This is a genomic window from Kitasatospora sp. NPDC028055, assembly GCF_040637885.1.
In the GTDB taxonomy this organism is placed as follows: Bacteria; Actinomycetota; Actinomycetes; order Streptomycetales; family Streptomycetaceae; genus Kitasatospora.
The window spans coordinates 741,179-756,998 of sequence record NZ_JBEZXE010000001.1; the positions used below are offsets into that span (position 1 = coordinate 741,179).

At 73.8% G+C, this 15,820-nt stretch carries 13 protein-coding genes and 2 tRNA genes; 7 read left to right on the forward strand and 8 right to left on the reverse strand.

Features of this window, described 5'->3' with window-relative positions; all coding sequences use genetic code 11:
• Positions 1-155: 155 nt before the first annotated feature.
• The 4 genes from AB0F71_RS03610 to purS form a co-directional block, all read right to left on the reverse strand.
• Entirely contained in the window at positions 156-968 is an 813-nt protein-coding gene (locus AB0F71_RS03610) for a sterol carrier family protein (protein ID WP_360227459.1), read from the reverse strand.
• Positions 969-1,034: 66 nt separating this feature from the next.
• Positions 1,035-3,290, reverse strand: a complete 2,256-nt coding sequence (gene purL / locus AB0F71_RS03615; RefSeq protein WP_360227462.1) for a phosphoribosylformylglycinamidine synthase subunit PurL — start codon at positions 3,288-3,290, stop codon at positions 1,035-1,037.
• Positions 3,290-3,967, reverse strand: coding sequence for a phosphoribosylformylglycinamidine synthase subunit PurQ (gene purQ / locus AB0F71_RS03620; protein ID WP_360227465.1), 678 nt, complete (start codon positions 3,965-3,967; stop codon positions 3,290-3,292). Before purQ ends, purL begins: the two co-directional genes overlap by 1 nt.
• Positions 3,964-4,218, reverse strand: coding sequence for a phosphoribosylformylglycinamidine synthase subunit PurS (purS, locus tag AB0F71_RS03625; RefSeq protein ID WP_030278336.1), 255 nt, complete (start codon positions 4,216-4,218; stop codon positions 3,964-3,966). Before purS ends, purQ begins: the two co-directional genes overlap by 4 nt.
• Positions 4,219-4,686: 468 nt before the next feature.
• Here purS and AB0F71_RS03630 point away from each other — a divergent pair, with 468 nt between their 5' ends.
• The 7 genes from AB0F71_RS03630 to AB0F71_RS03660 all read left to right on the forward strand — a co-directional run bounded on the left by AB0F71_RS03630 (position 4,687) and on the right by AB0F71_RS03660 (position 9,402).
• Positions 4,687-5,004: an Lsr2 family protein gene (locus AB0F71_RS03630; RefSeq protein WP_030056585.1), complete on the forward strand. Its 318-nt coding sequence runs from the start codon at positions 4,687-4,689 to the stop codon at positions 5,002-5,004.
• Positions 5,005-5,146: 142 nt separating this feature from the next.
• Positions 5,147-5,219 (forward strand) — tRNA-Gly (locus tag AB0F71_RS03635).
• Between the two features lie 39 nt (positions 5,220-5,258).
• Positions 5,259-5,334 (forward strand) — tRNA-Gly (locus AB0F71_RS03640).
• Positions 5,335-5,495: 161 nt separating this feature from the next.
• Entirely contained in the window at positions 5,496-6,518 is a 1,023-nt protein-coding gene (locus tag AB0F71_RS03645) for an ABC transporter ATP-binding protein (protein ID WP_360227468.1), read from the forward strand.
• Entirely contained in the window at positions 6,515-7,369 is an 855-nt protein-coding gene (locus AB0F71_RS03650) for an ABC transporter permease (RefSeq protein ID WP_360227471.1), read from the forward strand. Before AB0F71_RS03645 ends, AB0F71_RS03650 begins: the two co-directional genes overlap by 4 nt.
• Positions 7,370-7,460: 91 nt before the next feature.
• A complete protein-coding gene (locus tag AB0F71_RS03655) occupies positions 7,461-8,687 on the forward strand; it encodes a sensor histidine kinase (protein ID WP_360227474.1) in 1,227 nt (408 codons plus the stop codon).
• Positions 8,688-8,781: 94 nt separating this feature from the next.
• A complete protein-coding gene (locus AB0F71_RS03660; RefSeq protein ID WP_360227477.1) occupies positions 8,782-9,402 on the forward strand; it encodes a response regulator transcription factor in 621 nt (206 codons plus the stop codon).
• 31 nt (positions 9,403-9,433) lie between these two features.
• Here AB0F71_RS03660 and AB0F71_RS03665 read toward each other — a convergent pair whose 3' ends face one another.
• The 4 genes from AB0F71_RS03665 to purD form a co-directional block, all read right to left on the reverse strand.
• On the reverse strand, positions 9,434-10,333 hold the full coding sequence (locus AB0F71_RS03665; protein WP_360227480.1) for a phosphoribosylaminoimidazolesuccinocarboxamide synthase: 900 nt from the start codon (positions 10,331-10,333) through the stop codon (positions 9,434-9,436).
• A 111-nt stretch (positions 10,334-10,444) separates the two neighbouring features.
• Complete coding sequence (locus AB0F71_RS03670) at positions 10,445-11,983, reverse strand: N,N-dimethylformamidase beta subunit family domain-containing protein (protein ID WP_360227483.1); 1,539 nt, start codon at positions 11,981-11,983, stop codon at positions 10,445-10,447.
• Positions 11,984-12,218: 235 nt separating this feature from the next.
• Positions 12,219-13,799, reverse strand: a complete 1,581-nt coding sequence (locus AB0F71_RS03675; protein ID WP_360227486.1) for a hypothetical protein — start codon at positions 13,797-13,799, stop codon at positions 12,219-12,221.
• Between the two features lie 688 nt (positions 13,800-14,487).
• Positions 14,488-15,735, reverse strand: a complete 1,248-nt coding sequence (gene purD / locus AB0F71_RS03680) for a phosphoribosylamine--glycine ligase (protein ID WP_360227489.1) — start codon at positions 15,733-15,735, stop codon at positions 14,488-14,490.
• Between the last annotated feature and the right edge of the window lie 85 nt (positions 15,736-15,820).

Consider the following 15,820-nt stretch of genomic DNA (forward strand, 5'->3'; position numbering starts at 1 on the left):
CGGGAGGTACCCCCAGGGCACAAGCGCACCTCGCCGCGTTGTCGTCAGTCGCCGATGCTCCGCATGGACTCCCTCCTCCGCCTTGCGATGCACGCACCCCAACGCCGCGCGCTGATCCGACGCGAATTGTCAGACACGCCCTGGGGCCCGGGTCGCTACCCCAGGACCGGCAGGTACGCTCCCAGATCGCTGCGCTCCCCCGAGGCGGACACCTGGTGGTCGGCCACCGCCGCCGCCCAGGGCAGCCGGCCGGTGGCCAGCCGGATCCAGGTCAGCGGGTCGGTCTCGACCACGTTCGGCGGGGTGCCCCGGGTGTGCCGGGGGCCCTCGACGGCCTGGACGACGGCATACGGCGGGATCCGCAGCTCGACCGCGCCGCCGGGCACCCGGTCCGCGAAGGCGTCCGCCAGCATCCGGGTGACGGCGGCGAGGGCCTGGCGGTCGTGCGGGAAGGCCTCCAGGCGGAGCGCCTCGGCCAGGTCGTCGGCGTGCACCACGGCCTCGACCAGCCTGGTCACCAGGTAGTCGGTCAGCAGCATCCGACGACCGACCACGACGGCGGTCGGCTCCGGTGCCGCCCCGGCAGGCCGGTCGAGCACCGCCCGTACGGCGTCGAGCGATTGGTCGAACGCGGCGACCACCTCCGCGGGCGGGCCCGCGAACCCGGTCGCCGCGTGCTCCGTCACCGCGCTGTCGACGGCCCCGGCCAGCGTCCGGCTCACCTCCGCGTAGCCGGCCAGCGAGAGCACCGGCCCGTCCGGGGCCGGGGCGTCCAGCGCGGCCGGCATCCGGCCCAGCGCCAGGCTCAGGTGGGCCAGCAACTCCCGTACCCGCCAGGTCCCGAGCCGGGTCGGCCGGTCCAACTGGTCCGCGCCGAGGCCGTGCACGACGGCGCGCAGCGCCTCGCTCTGGGCGGCCAGCGCGGCGCGGACCTTCTGCGGCTGGTACGTACGGGACTTGGGAGGCATGGGGCCCAACATACGCCGAGGGACGGACGGTTCCGGAAAGAACCGCCCGCCCCTCGACAACAGCACTCAGGCCAGCAGGGCCTCGATGACGCCGGTGTGGGCGTCCCTCAGCTCGGCCAGCGTGACGCTGAACTGCCCCTGGACGTCGAGGCTGTCGCCGTCCACGACACCGATCCGGGTGGCCGGCAGGCCACGCGCGGTGCACATGTCGTTGAAGCGGAGCTCCTCGCTGCGCGGCACCGCCACGACGGCGCGGCCGGCCGACTCCGAGAACAGCAGGACGAACGGGTCCATGCCCTCGGGCACGACGATCCGGGCGCCGTGGCCGCCCTTGAGGCAGCTCTCCACGAGCGCCTGGCCGAGGCCGCCGTCGGAGAGGTCGTGCGCGGCGTCGATCATGCCGTCGCGCGAGGCGGCGATCAGGATGTCGCCGAGCAGCCGCTCGCGCTCCAGGTCCACCTTGGGCGGCAGGCCGCCGAGGTGGTCGTGGACGACCTGGGACCAGGCCGAGCCGCCGAGCTCGTCCGCGGTGTCGCCGAGCAGGTAGAGCAGCTGCCCCTCCTCGGCGAAGGCGACCGGGGTGCGCCGGGTGACGTCGTCGATGACGCCGAGCACCGCGACCACGGGGGTCGGGTGGATGGCGACGTCGCCGGTCTGGTTGTACAGCGAGACGTTGCCGCCGGTGACCGGGGTGCCGAGCACCAGGCAGGCGTCGGCCAGGCCGCGGGTGGCCTCGGCGAACTGCCACATGACGTCCGGGTCCTCGGGGGAGCCGAAGTTGAGGCAGTCGGAGACGGCGAGCGGCTTGGCACCGCCGGCCGCGACGTTGCGGTACGCCTCGGCCAGGGCCAGCTGGGCGCCGGTGTACGGGTCCAGCTTGGCGTAGCGGCCGTTGCCGTCGGTGGCGACCGAGACGCCGAGGTTGGTCTCGTCGTCGATCCGGATCATGCCCGAGTCCTCGCCGTGCGAGAGCACGGTGTTGCCGAGCACGTAGCGGTCGTACTGGTCGGTGATCCAGGACTTGGAGGCCTGGTTCGGGTGGCTCGCGACCTTGAGCAGGTCGGCCTTGAGGCCCTCGCCGGTGGTCGGGCGGGCCAGCCGCTCGGCGGTGGGGGCGTCGGCCTGGAGCGCGTCCTGCCAGCTCGGGCGGGCGTAGGGGCGCTGGTAGGTCGGGCCCTCGTGGGCGACGGTGCGCGGGGGCACGTCCACCACGAGCTCGCCGTGCCAGAAGATCTCCAGGCGCTCGCCGTCGGTCACCTCGCCGATGACGTTGGCGATGACGTCCCACTTCTCGCAGATCTCCAGGAAGCGGGCTACCTTGTCGGGCTCGACGATCGCGCACATGCGCTCCTGCGACTCGCTCATGAGGATCTCCTCGGGCGAGAGCGTGTGGTCGCGCAGGTGCACGGTGTCGAGGTCGATCCGCATGCCGCCGGAGCCGGCCGAGGCCAGCTCGCTGGTGGCGCAGGACAGGCCGGCGCCGCCGAGGTCCTGGATGCCCTTGACGAGCTTCTCCCGGAAGATCTCCAGGGTGCACTCGATCAGGAGCTTCTCCTGGAACGGGTCGCCGACCTGGACGGCGGGGCGCTTGGTCGGCTTGGTGTCGTCGAAGGTCTCGGAGGCCAGCACCGAGACGCCGCCGATGCCGTCGCCGCCGGTGCGGGCGCCGTACAGGATGACCTTGTTGCCGGCGCCGGAGGCCTGCGCGAGGTGGATGTCCTCGTGCTTCATGACGCCCACGCACAGCGCGTTGACCAGCGGGTTGCCCTGGTAGCAGGAGTCGAAGACGACCTCGCCGCCGATGTTCGGCAGGCCCAGGCAGTTGCCGTAGCCGCCGATGCCCGCGACGATGCCGGGCAGCACGCGCCGGGTGTCGGGGTGGTCGGCCGCACCGAAGCGCAGCGGGTCCATCACGGCGACCGGGCGGGCGCCCATCGCCAGGATGTCGCGCACGATGCCGCCGATGCCGGTGGCCGCGCCCTGGTAGGGCTCGATGTACGACGGGTGGTTGTGCGACTCGACCTTGAAGGTCACCGCGTAGCCCTGGCCGACGTCGACCACACCGGCGTTCTCGCCGATGCCGACGAGCATCGCGTCCGAATCCGGCTTCTTCTCGCCGAACTGCTTGAGGTGGACCTTGCTGCTCTTGTACGAACAGTGCTCGGACCACATGACCGAGTACATCGCGAGTTCGGCGCCGGTCGGACGGCGGCCGAGAATCTCCCGGATGCGCGCGTACTCGTCCTGCTTGAGGCCGAGTTCGGCCCACGGCTGGGCGGCGTCCGGGGTCTGCTCGGCGTTCTTGACGGTGTCGAGGCTCATCAGGCGTTCACCAGCTGCTTGAGGACGGAAGTGAAGAAGCCCAGTCCCTCGGTGGTCGGACCGGTGAGCGGCTCCACGGCGTGCTCCGGGTGCGGCATCAGGCCGACGACATTGCCGGCGGCGTTGGTGATGCCGGCAATGTCGCGGTACGAACCGTTCGGGTTGACGTCCAGGTATCGGGCCACGACCCGGCCCTCGGCCTCCAGCTCGTCCAGGACGTGGGTGTCCGCGACGAAGCGGCCCTCGCCGTTCTTGAGCGGGACGACGATTTCCTGGCCCACCGAGTAATCCCCGGTCCAGGCGGTGCCGGCGTTCTCGATCCGGAGCTTCTGGTCGCGGCAGACGAAGTGCAGCGAGTCGTTCCGGGTGAGCGCGCCGGGCAGCAGGTGCGATTCGCACAGCACCTGGAAGCCGTTGCAGATACCGAGCACCGGCATTCCGAGCCTGGCCTGCTCGATGACGGTCTCCATCACCGGCGAGAAGCGGGAGATCGCGCCGCAGCGCAGATAGTCGCCGTAACTGAATCCGCCCGGCAGGACGACGGCGTCGACCTGGTGGAGATCCTTGTCACGGTGCCAGAGGGCGACCGGCTCCGCGCCGGCCAGGCGGACCGCGCGCTGGGCGTCGCGGTCGTCGAGGGATCCGGGGAAAGTGACGACGCCTACGCGGGTGGTCACTTCGCCGCCTCCTCGACCCGGACGGTGAAGTCCTCGATCACGGTGTTGGCGAGAAAGGTCTCGGCGGCTTCGCGGATACGGGCGAGCGCGGCGTCGTCGACCGGGCCCTCCAGCTCCAGCTCGAAACGCTTGCCCTGGCGGACGTCGGCGATCCCGGTGAATCCGAGGCGGGGCAGTGCACGCTGCACCGCCTGTCCCTGGGGGTCGAGGATCTCCGGCTTGAGCATGACGTCGACTACGACGCGTGCCACTGGCACTCCCGGTGGTGTCTTCGGTGAGGCGGGGGAACTCCAGACTACCGGCCGTTCGGGGCAGGATTGCTGGCCGGGGAGGGTGACGCGCGTAGACCCAGGACCCTTACGCCACAAGGGATCCGACGCCCCCGCCCCCCGTCCGGGCCGTCCCGTTTCCCGGGATTCGGAGCCCCGAACCGCACTGCCCGAAGAACACCCGAATACGGCACTTGGGGACAGAACCTCCCGTCCCGCACTCCGGTATCCGGCAGTCCCACCAAGACTCGTGAATATCCGGAAAAGAATGCCGGACTCTTCGATTTCGACCCCCTTCGGGTGCAGAATAGGGCCACCTGTCGCGGCAAGTGCTGCGTATCCGGCGGGCCACCAGGCCTGCCCGTGTGCGCTTGCGCGAGTTGGTGCACATCAGGCCGGCGGGCGCACTCCGCGAACCGGCGGCCGAATTGCCCGAGAGGATTGACACCCATGGCTCAGCGTGTAGTTGTCACGCTCTCCGACGACCTGGACGGCGGTGCCGCAGCGGAAACCGTCCACTTCGGTGTCGACGGGAAGTCGTACGAGATCGACCTGTCCGTGGACAACGCGGAAAAGCTGCGGGAGGCCCTCGCTCCGTTCGTCGCGGCCGGCCGCCGGCAGAGCCGCACCGGAAAGTCCTTCCGCCGCACCGCGCTCACCCCGGACCCGGCCGCCGTGCGCGCCTGGGCCCTGTCGCGCGGCATGGAACTCCCGGCCCGCGGTCGCATCCCCAAGCATGTCTACGAGGCGTTCGCCGAGGCGAACTGACCGCGTCGGGGCACCGCCCCCGGTCGCCCCGCCCGCCTGGACCGAAAGGGTGGGGCGACCACCCCGAACGATGCTGTAGAGTATTCCTCGTCGCCGCAACGGAGAGATCCGAAGAGGCGGCGGGTGCCCCACCAGGCACCATGCGGACGTGGCTCAGTTGGTAGAGCATCACCTTGCCAAGGTGAGGGTCGCGAGTTCGAATCTCGTCGTCCGCTCGCAGTGCGCGAGCACAGCACAACTCAATAGTTTGACCTGCGGACGTGGCTCAGTTGGTAGAGCATCACCTTGCCAAGGTGAGGGTCGCGAGTTCGAATCTCGTCGTCCGCTCCAGATCGAAGGCCCCCTCGGATCGAGGGGGCCTTCGGCGTATTCCGGCACATCTTCCCCAGCTCCTCCCCATGACATTTGTCATCGCCGACCCGTGGATCCGCACCGCGGACCGATGACGGCCCGCACTGCCCGGGAGGCCCCGGCGGCGGAAGGCTGGGGGCATGGAGAAGAGCCAGCCCGCCCGCCCCGGCGACAGTGTGATCGAGGTCACCGACCTGCACCGCCACTACGGCACCGGCGCCGCCGAGTACCACGCCGTCCGCGGCGTCGACCTGACCGTCGGCCGCGGTGAGCTGTTCGCCCTGCTCGGCACCAACGGCGCCGGCAAGACGTCCACCATGGAGGTCATCGAGGGCCTGGCCGCCCCCGGTGCCGGCAGCGTCCGGGTGCTCGGCCACGACCCCTTCGCGGAGCGCGCCGCCGTCCGGCCGCGGATCGGGATCATGCTCCAGGAGGGCGGGTTCCCCGGCGAGCTCACCGCCGCCGAGACCGGCCGCACCTGGGCCGGGATGACCAGCGGCGCCCGCCCGGTGGCGGAGGCGCTGGAGCTGGTCGGCCTCGGCCACCGCGCCGACGTCCGGGTCAAGCAGCTGTCCGGCGGCGAACGGCGCCGGCTCGACCTCGCGATGGCCCTGCTCGGCCGCCCCGAGGTGCTGTTCCTGGACGAGCCGAGCACCGGCCTCGACCCGGAGGCGCGCGCCGCCGTCTGGCGGCTGGTCCGCGAACTGCGCGCCCAGGGCACCACGGTGCTGCTCACCACCCACTACCTGGAGGAGGCCGAGGAGCTCGCCGACCGGCTGGCCATCATGCACGGCGGCCGGGTCGTCACCACCGGCACCGTCGCCGAGGTGATCGCCGACCGGCCCTCCCGGATCACCTTCGAGCTCCCCGAGTACACCGGGGCCGCGCTGCCCGTCCTGGCCGGCGCCGAGGTCACCGTCGACGGCCGCAAGGTCACCGTGCAGAGCACCGGCCTCCAGGACACCCTCACCGACCTGCTCGGCTGGGCCCGGCACCACGGGATCGCGCTCGGCGCCCTGGACGCCCGCAGCGCCACGCTGGAGGAGGCCTTCCTCGCCATCGCCTCCGAGGCCGCCCACCAGACCCCGCCGCACACCACACCGCCTTCCGGACCCGCCGCCTCCCGTCCCGCCCGCCGCCGCCTGATCGGATCCGCCCGATGACCACCCCCGCCACCACCGCCACGGGATCCCCGAGCAGCACCACCGCCACGGGCGCCCCGAGCACCACCGCCGGCCGTCTGCTCGCCCTCGGCCGCGCCGAGGCCACCCTGCTGCTGCGCAACCGCACCGCCCTGTTCACCGCCGTGGTGCTGCCGGTGGTGCTGATCGGCTCGCTGCGCGGGATCCTCAAGCAGCAGGCCGAGCACAACCCCGGCCTGGACATCGACTCGATGCTGGTCTACGGCTCGGTCGGGATGGTCCTGGCCTTCGTCGTGTACTACAACCTGACCGCCGCGTACGTCGGGCGGCGCGGCGAGCTGGTGCTCAAGCGGCTGCGCACCGGCGAGGCCCGGGACCTGGAGATCCTGCTCGGCACCGCCGTCCCCTCGCTCGCCCTCGGCCTGCTGATGGCCGCCCTGATCGGGGTCGGCGGCAGCCTGGGCCTGCACCTGGCGGTGCCGGTCAACCCGCTGCTGATGCTGGTCGGCCTGGTGCTCACGCTGGCCACCATGATCGCCCTGGCCGCACTGTCCAGCGCCTTCACCAAAACCGTGGAGAGCGCGGGCATCACCACCCTGCCGGTCATGCTGGTCATGCAGTTCGGCTCCGGCCTGTTCGTCCCGCTGGAGGTCATGCCCTCCCAGCTGGCCGACGTCTGCCGACTGCTGCCGACCACCCCGGCCTTCCAGCTGATCCGGGTCGGCTGGTTCGGCACCGACGGCTCGGCCGCCCCGACCGACTTCCTGGGCAGCTGGGGCGCGGCCGCCCCGCACCTGGTCACCGGCACGGTCTGGCTGGGCCTCGCGATCTGGGGCGCGGTCCGCCACTTCCGCTGGGAACCGCGCCGCTGACCAGGGCGAACGGGAAACCGAAGGATCCGTCCCCGGCCCACCTCTGATATGAAGGCAGCGACACGATCGTGAGCAGACGGGGGGCACTGCGATGGTCCGGGGGCCGGTCCGCCGCTGGAAGGGCTACGGCAAGCCGCAACGCGCCGAGCTGTACTTCCGCTGGTCGCTCTACCTGGTGGCGTGCATCGGGCTGCCGGTGAACCTGCTGGCCAGCGCCTCCTCGGTACAGATCGCGGACTCGGCCTCCGTCGCCCGGACCGCCCTGGTGCTGTCCCTCGCCTCGATCCTGGTCACCCTCCGGGCCTACCGCACCTCCCTCGACCACTACCTGGGGCGGCCCAGCACCTACCGCCGCTGGCTGACCGTCAACGCCGTCCTCGCGATGGCCGGTTCCTGGGCCCTGCTGCTGCTCGGACCGTCGTCCGACGGGCTGTCACCCCACCCCGGCCCGCCGTTCACCATGGTGATCGCCGCCGCCCTGGTGGGCGGGGCCACCGGACCGGCCGGGGTGAGCCTGCCGTTGCGCTGGGCCTTCGTCGGCGCGGCCGCCGCGCCGCTCGCGGTCGCCCCTCCGATGCTGCTGGCCGGCATCGGCCCCGGCGTCACCACGGGCTGGGTGGTCGGCGCGATCTTCGGCACCCTCGTCCTGATCGGCAGTTGCCGCAGCGCCGCGTGGGTGACCGCCGTCGTCTGGGAGTTGGACGCCGCCCGCGAGGCGCAGTCCCGGCTGGCCGTCGCCGAGGAGCGGCTGCGCTTCTCCCGCGACCTGCACGACGTGATGGGGCGCAACCTCACCACCATCGCGTTGAAGAGCGAGCTCGCCGTCCAACTCGCCCGGCGCGGGCGCCCGGAGGCCGCCGAGCAGATGTCCGAGGTGCAGCGGATCGCCCAGGAGTCGCAGCGGGAGGTCCGGGACGTCGTCCGCGGCTACCGCACCGCCGACCTGCGCGCCGAGGCGATCGGCGCCCGGGCGGTGCTGCGCTCCGCCGACATCGCCTGCGAGATCGACCTCGGCGAGAACGCCGACGGGCTGCCGCTGCCGGTGCAGTCGGTGCTCGGCTGGGTGATCCGCGAGGCCACCACCAACGTGCTGCGGCACAGCGAGGCCGCCCACTGCCGGATCCGGCTGCGGCGGGAGCACGGCCGGGCGGTGCTGGAACTGGAGAACGACGGGGTGCCGGAGGTCCCGTCGCCCTCCCAGGGGGCCGGCACCGGGCTGCGCGGCCTGCGCGAGCGGCTGGCCGCCCACGACGGCGAACTGACCGTCCCGACGGCCGTACCGGGCACCTTCCGGATGCTCGCCGCCGTACCGCTCTGACCCCCCTGCCACTGCGGATCCGCTGCCGCTGCGGATCCGCTGCCACCGGGGGTCCGCCGCCACTGCGGATCCCGCTGCCGAGGAAGGCCGTCCGATGACCGACACCCCGCCCGTGCGCGTCCTGCTCGCCGACGACGAGCACCTGATCCGCGGCGCCATGGCCGCGCTGCTCTCGCTGGAGGACGACATCGAGGTGGTCGCCCAGGCCGGATCCGGCCCCGAGGCGCTGGCGATGGCCCGGACGCACCGGCCGGACGTCGCGGTGCTGGACCTCCAGATGCCGGGCAAGGACGGCATCGAGGTGGCCACCGAGCTGCGCCGGCTGCTGCCGGACTGCCGCTGCATGATCGTCACCGGCCACGGCCGCCCCGGCTACCTCAAGCGGGCGCTGGAGGTCGGGGTGCGCGGCTTCCTGCCGAAGACCGTCTCGGCGGCCGACCTGGCCGGCATCATCCGCACCGTGCTCTCCGGCGGCCGGTACGTGGACCCGGAGCTGGCGGCGGATGCGATCAGCGCCGGGGAGACCCCGCTGACCCCGCGCGAGACGGACGTCCTGGAGCTGGCCGCGGACGGCACCCCGATCGCGGAGATCGCCCAGCGGGCCGGGCTGTCCCAGGGCACCGTGCGCAACTACCTGTCCTCGGCGGCCACCAAGCTGGGCGCCGAGAACCGGCACGCGGCGGTGCGGATCGCCCGCGAGCACGGCTGGATCTGACCGATCCCGTGCCCGCGGGCGGCGGCGCGGCTCAGACCCAGCTGGTGCCGGTCAGCCGCTCGTACACCTCGATGTACTTGGCCCGGGTCCGCTCGACCACCTCGGCGGGCAGCTCCGGCGGCGGCTGCTCGCTGTAGCGGTCCCAGCCGGAGGCCGGGGAGACCAGCCAGTCGCGGATCAGCTGCTTGTCGAAGGAGGCCTGCGAGTGGCCCGGCTGGTACTCGTCGGCCGGCCAGTAGCGGGAGGAGTCCGGGGTGAGCACCTCGTCGCCGATGATCAGCTCGCCGTCCAGCAGGCCGAACTCGAACTTGGTGTCGGCCAGGATGATGCCGCGGTCGCGGGCGATGTCCCGGGCCCGGGCGTAGACGTCCAGGGTGGTGCGGCGCACCTGGTTGGCGAGCTCGGCGCCGATCCGGCGGGCGGTCTCCTCGTAGGTGACGTTCTCGTCGTGCTCGCCGACCTCGGCCTTGAGCGCCGGGGTGTAGATCGGGGCGGGCAGCTCGGAGCTGTTCTCCAGGCCCTCCGGCAGGGCGATGCCGCAGACCGTCCGGCTCTCCTCGTACTCGGTCAGGCCGGAGCCGGCCAGGTAGCCGCGGGCGACCGCCTCCACCGGGATCATGTCCAGGCTCTTGCAGATCAGCGTGCGGCCCTTCCAGTCGGCGGGGGCGCCGGCCGGGGCCTCGGTGGAGATCACGTGGTTGGGGACGATGTCGGCGATCCGCTCGAACCACCAGAGCGAGAGCTGGGTGAGCACCCGGCCCTTGTCCGGGATCTCGTTCGGCAGCACCCAGTCGTGGGCGGACATCCGGTCGCTGGCCACCATCACCAGCTCGCCCGACCCGGTGCGGTACAGGTCGCGCACCTTGCCGGTGTGCAGGTGGACCAGGCCGGGTACCTGGACCGGCTCGGGCTTGGTGACAAATCCGCTCAAGGTGTTCAGTCCTCAGGGGTCGTTCACGGGCGTGGGGCACCGCGAAAGGGGAGGTCACTGCCCCCGCAGTCTTTCACGCCCGCCCGCCCGGGCTCCCGGGGAGCCCGGGGCTCAGTTCTTGCAGAGCCGGTCCAGCAGGTTGGCGGTGGCGCGCTGGACCCGTTCGTCGGTGAGTCCGGGGCGGCCGAGGGCGGGCGACCAGGCGAAGGTCCCGGCCGCGAAGACGTACGCGCCGCTGGGCGCCCGGTACAGCGAGGTCTCCTGGTAGCGGGTGCGGCCGGCCAGGTCCCGGTACGGCGAGTGGGCCAGCAGCACCCGCTCGGTGTGCTCGGGCAGCGCGACCTTCGGGTAGTACCGGTCGGCCTCCCCCGCGACCAGGCCGGGCAGCTCGTCCCCCTCCTGCAGCCCGGTGCCGTCCCAGAGCCAGTGCGCGGTGTGCCGGGCGACCAGCGGGACGGGCGCCGCGACCCGGCCCGAGTACTGCACCCCCAGCAGGTGCTGCTCCGGCTCCCCGGCGTCCCGCCAGAGCGCGCTGGCCGCGCCGGGCACCCCGGCGGCCGGGCTGCCCGGCCCGACCTTCTGCCGCTTGCGGCAGTTGAGCAGCCGGTTCGGTTCGCCGGAGGCCGCGGCGGTCAGCTCGACCCGCCAGTACATGGTGTTGGCGGACAGGAAGACCAGCGAGGTGCCGCCGTCCCTGGCCCGCTCGGCGGTCCGGCGCATTGGCTCGGACCAGTACTCGTCGTGGCCGGGGAAGACCAGCGCGCGGTGCTCGCCCGGGTCGACCAGCCCGGCGTGCAGGTCGGTCGCGGTGGCGTAGGAGAGGTCGTAGCCGTAGCGCTCGGCCCAGCGGATGAAGTCGTACGCGTGGCCGACGTGCAGCGGCAGCCCGGCGGTGGCGTGCGGGCGGTCGAAGGAGACGGTGACGGCCGCCTCGGGCTCGCCGACCAGGCCGCCCTGCCCGTCCCAGGCGTGGTAGAGGCTGGCGCCGGTCCGGCCGTCCTCGGGGAACAGGTTGTACGCCTGCCAGGTCACGTCCGGGACCACCAGGAGCAGTTCGGCGGTCCGCCCCTGGTCGGCGAAGTCCCGTACGGTGAACGGGATGTGGCTGCGGTGCAGCATGTCCGCGGTGGTCAGCACGGCGACGTAAGCGCCGGGCTGCCAGTGCAGCGGGACCTGCAACCGCCAGGAGTGCCACCAGTGGTGGCAGGAGACCGTCCGCTCGACCACCAGCGGCGCGGGCTGGGCCAGACCGGCGATCAGCGGACTGGACGTCATGTGGCGGGCGCCGTCGCCGCCGTAGTGGCCGATCCGGTAGACGTCCACGGTGAACTCGCGCGGCGGGTTGACGGTGACCCGGAAGTCCACCGAGCCGCCGGGGCGGATCACCCCCGCCGAGGCGAAGCCCTTGATCTGCTGGTCCACGTCGTTGGCGCTCTGCGGGGTGCCGACCGGCGGCTTGGGCCGCACCCCCGCCGAGAGCGGCTGCTGGCCGGGCGCGTCCACCGAGACGTACCAGGGCACGGCGCCCTCGGCCCCGGCGAGGTACTGGTCGGGGCTGCGCAGCCAGGGCAGCGGGCCCTGGCCGAAGGGGTCGGAGACGCTGTAAGCGTGCGTGCCCGACTCCCAGCGGCGGTTGAGTTCGGTCCCCACGCGCCCCTCCCAGGTGCACTTCCGTCCGGTGGCACGTGCCCCCCGGATGTGCGTGCGGTCTAATACACCACACAGTGCTGGCGCTCCGTCACCCCACGGTAGCAATTGGTGTCGGGAATCTTCCGCTCCGCCGGGACGGGGCCTCCGGCCTGCGGAGACGGCCGGCGGCCGGGGCCCCCGGGGGCGCGTGCCGGGGTGCCGAGCGCCGCCCGGGGCGGCCGGGGCGGCCAGGACCTCAGAGGCGGACGGGCTTCTCCAGGCGCACCTCGGCGGCGTCCAGCCAGGCGCGCAGCGGCCCGTCCTGGCCCTGCTCCACCGCCTGGGCGACCGGGCCGGCCAGGTCGGTGCGGCGGACCCCGCCGAGCAGCAGCACCGGGCCGTCCAGCCAGTCCAGGCCGGGCGCGCCGCCCGCGGTGTCCACGGCGGCGCAGCAGACCATCGCGGTGACGTGGTCGACCAACAGGTCGCGGCCGGTGCGGTCGGGCTCCAGCAGCGGGGCCGGGGTGGTGGTGCGGGCGAGCTGGGCGGCCAGGGCGGCGGCCAGCTGCTCGCCGTCGCCCTCGGCGAGCCGGAGCAGCAGCCGGGTGAGGGTCGGGGCGCCCGGGCGGGACTGCGGGGCGAGCCGGTCCAGGGCGGACTGCAGGGCGGCGGCCCGGGCCCGCCAGCCGGCGTCCACCACCTCGGCCGGGTACTCGGCCCACTCCAGCTCGTGCCAGGCCCCGGCCGCCGGGCGGCCGAAGAACAGCTCGGCGGCCAGCCGGGAGACCGCGCGGTCCACCGCGCCGGGCTCCTCCAACAGGTCGCAGGCGGGGCGGTCGCCGAGCCGGTTGCCGTAGCCGTCGGCCAGCCGGTCGCGGCGGGACAGCTCGGTGAGTGCGGCGACCACGCCGGCGTTCAGGTGCGCGGGGTGGCGGCCGAGCCGCCAGGCGGGCAGCGCGACCCGGGTGAGCAGCCGGTCCCAGCCGGCGTAGGCCAGGCCGACCTGCTCCTGGGCGGCGATCCGCAGGCCGTAGTCGACCGTCCTGGCCTGCTCGGAGGCCCAGCTCGCGACGGACCGCTCCAGCTCGGCGGAGTGGCCGCGGCAGGCGCCCAGCAGCCGGCGGGTGATCCGCCGGGTGATCCGGTCGGCGAGCCGGGCCGGGCCCCGGCGGGGCGGGGCCGGCGGGACGGTCAGGGTGCCGCCGCCGAGCCCGGGGGCCGCGGCCGGACCGGAGTCCAGACAGGCGTCCAGGGCGCGCAGGAAGCGGCGGGCGGCGGCGATCTCGGGGTCGGCGGAGGCCGCGGTGCCGGCCACCACGGGGGCGAGCAGGGCGCGCAGCTCGCCGGACCGCATCCACCACAGGAACGGCGAGCCAATCACCAGGACCGGCGCGGCGGGCTCGGGGTGCGGCCGCAGCGGGTGGGGGCGGCGCGGCGGGGCCACGTCCTCCAGCCAGCTGTCGCAGTCCGGGGTGAGCGCCACCGCGGACGGGGCCGGGACGTCCAGCCGCTCGGCCAGTTCGCCGATCAGCCGGTACAGCTCGGGGGCGCCGGCCCGCTCGACCGGCACCGCCGGGATCTGCGGCGGGACGGCCCGGCGCAGTGCCCGGGCGGTCAGCCCGGCCACCAGCAGGGTCAGCGCGGCGACCGCGCAGACCACCCACCGGACGGCGTCCCAGCCGGCGGCGTCGGCGGAGCCGGCGGCCCCGATCCGGCCGGTGAACCGGCCCGCGAGCAGGACCACCGCCACGGCGGAGGGCAGGACGGCCGCGGCCAGGGCGAGGCCCCGGATCCGCAGGACCGCTTGGGCGTGAGCGCGCGCGGTGTCGACGGCCATACGGTGCGGCACCCCCTTCGGAGCCCTCGGGCACCCGCCACGGGCCCTGAGACGACTCGAAACGATCAGTTCCGACCGGGAAGCGGAGGCGTCCGATCCCGGCAGTGCATGCTGTGTGGCGCTACTGACACTTTCGACGCCCCGGTCCGGGCGGGCGTTCCGGATCGCCCAGGTTTCCACTCGTCCCGGTGACACCGCCCGGTTGTCCCGGTGACGCCGCCCGGTCGACCCGGTGACGCCGCCCGGTCGACCCGGTGACGCCGCCGTCGGTCCGGCGACGCCGCCCGGAGGCCGCTACCGGTCCGGTACGGAGCACCGGGCGACCACCCGGCCGATCGCCGTCCAGCATCCCCCCGCGGGCGCGCCGCCACCCGGCGGCGACCCCGGCGCACGGCACCGTCGCACGGCGATCCAGCGCACCATAAGGCCGGGCGCCCGGTTACGTCAGCCGGATGCGGGTGGTGTCACCCGATGGGCTGGAATCCGCCCGCCGATCGGTGCGTCGGGCCCCGGAACCGCTCCGACCCCGGAAACGCCGCAGGCGCTGCGCCCTGCGGGTTGTTCCGCTGCTCTCCGGCGCCCGCCCGCCTCCGGAGCCCGGCGCGCCCGCGCGCCGCGTCATGGCCGCGTCATGGCCGCGGCCCCCGTGCGAGGGGTTCGCACGGGGGCCGCCGGGGTCGCGGTGGCGTCAGCCGTTGGCCGCCTTGAGCGCGATGTCGGTGCGGTGCTGGCCGCCCTTGAGGGAGATCCTGTCCACGGCCGCGTACGCGCGCTCGCGCGCCTCGGCCAGGTCGGCGCCGGTCGCGGTGACCGACAGCACGCGGCCGCCGGCGCTGAGCACCCGGCCGTCCCCGTCCGCCTTCGTCCCGGCGTGCAGCACGTACGCGGTGCCGTCCGCCTCGGCCTCGGCGAGGCCCTCGATCGGGTCGCCGGTGCGCGGCGCGGCCGGGTAGCCCTCGGAGGCGACGACCACGGTGACGGCCGCCCCCTCGTCCCAGCGCAGCGGCTCCAGCTGGTCCAGGGTGCCGGTGGCGGAGGCGAACAGGACGCCGGCCAGCGGGGTGCGCAGCCGGGCCAGCACGACCTGGGTCTCCGGGTCGCCGAAGCGGGCGTTGAACTCGATCACCCGGGTGCCGCGCGAGGTGAGCGCCAGGCCCGCGTAGAGCAGGCCGGAGAACTCGGTGCCGCGGCGGCGCAGCTCGTCCACGGTCGGCTGCAGGACGGTGTCCAGGACCTCCTGGACCAGCCCGGCGGGCGCCCAGGGCAGCGGCGAGTAGGCGCCCATGCCGCCGGTGTTGGGGCCCTCGTCGCCGTCCAGCGCGCGCTTGAAGTCCTGCGCGGGCTGCAGCGGCAGCACGGTGGTGCCGTCGGTGACGGCGAACAGCGAGACCTCGGGCCCGTCGAGGTACTCCTCGATGACCACGCGCTCGCAGGAGGCGGCGTGCGCCAGCGCGGCCGCGCGGTCGGAGGTGACCACCACGCCCTTGCCGGCCGCCAGGCCGTCGTCCTTGACCACGTAGGGGGCCCCGAAGGCGTCCAGCGCCTCGGCGGCCTCCTCGGCGGTGGTGCAGACGTACGAGCGGGCGGTGGGCACGCCGGCGCCGGCCATCACGTCCTTGGCGAAGGCCTTGGAGCCCTCCAGCTGCGCGGCCGCGCCGGAGGGACCGAAGACCGGGATGCCGGCCGCGCGGACGGCGTCGGCGACGCCGGCCACCAGCGGGGCCTCGGGGCCGACCACCACGAGGTCGGCGCCGAGTTCCGCGGCGAGGGCGGCGACCTGGGCGCCGTCCGACTGGTCGATGGGGTGGACCGTCGCCACCTGGGCGATCCCGGCGTTGCCCGGGGCACAGTGCAGCTCGGTCACGGAGGGATCTTGGGACAGGGAGCGGCACAGGGCGTGTTCGCGGGCGCCGCCGCCGATGACGAGGACCTTCACGCCTGGCAGCGTAGTCGGTGGCCTGTTCCGGCCGCTCTCCGGTCCCGTCGGATCCTCCAGGAGAAGCGGTCCGTGCACCGATGAG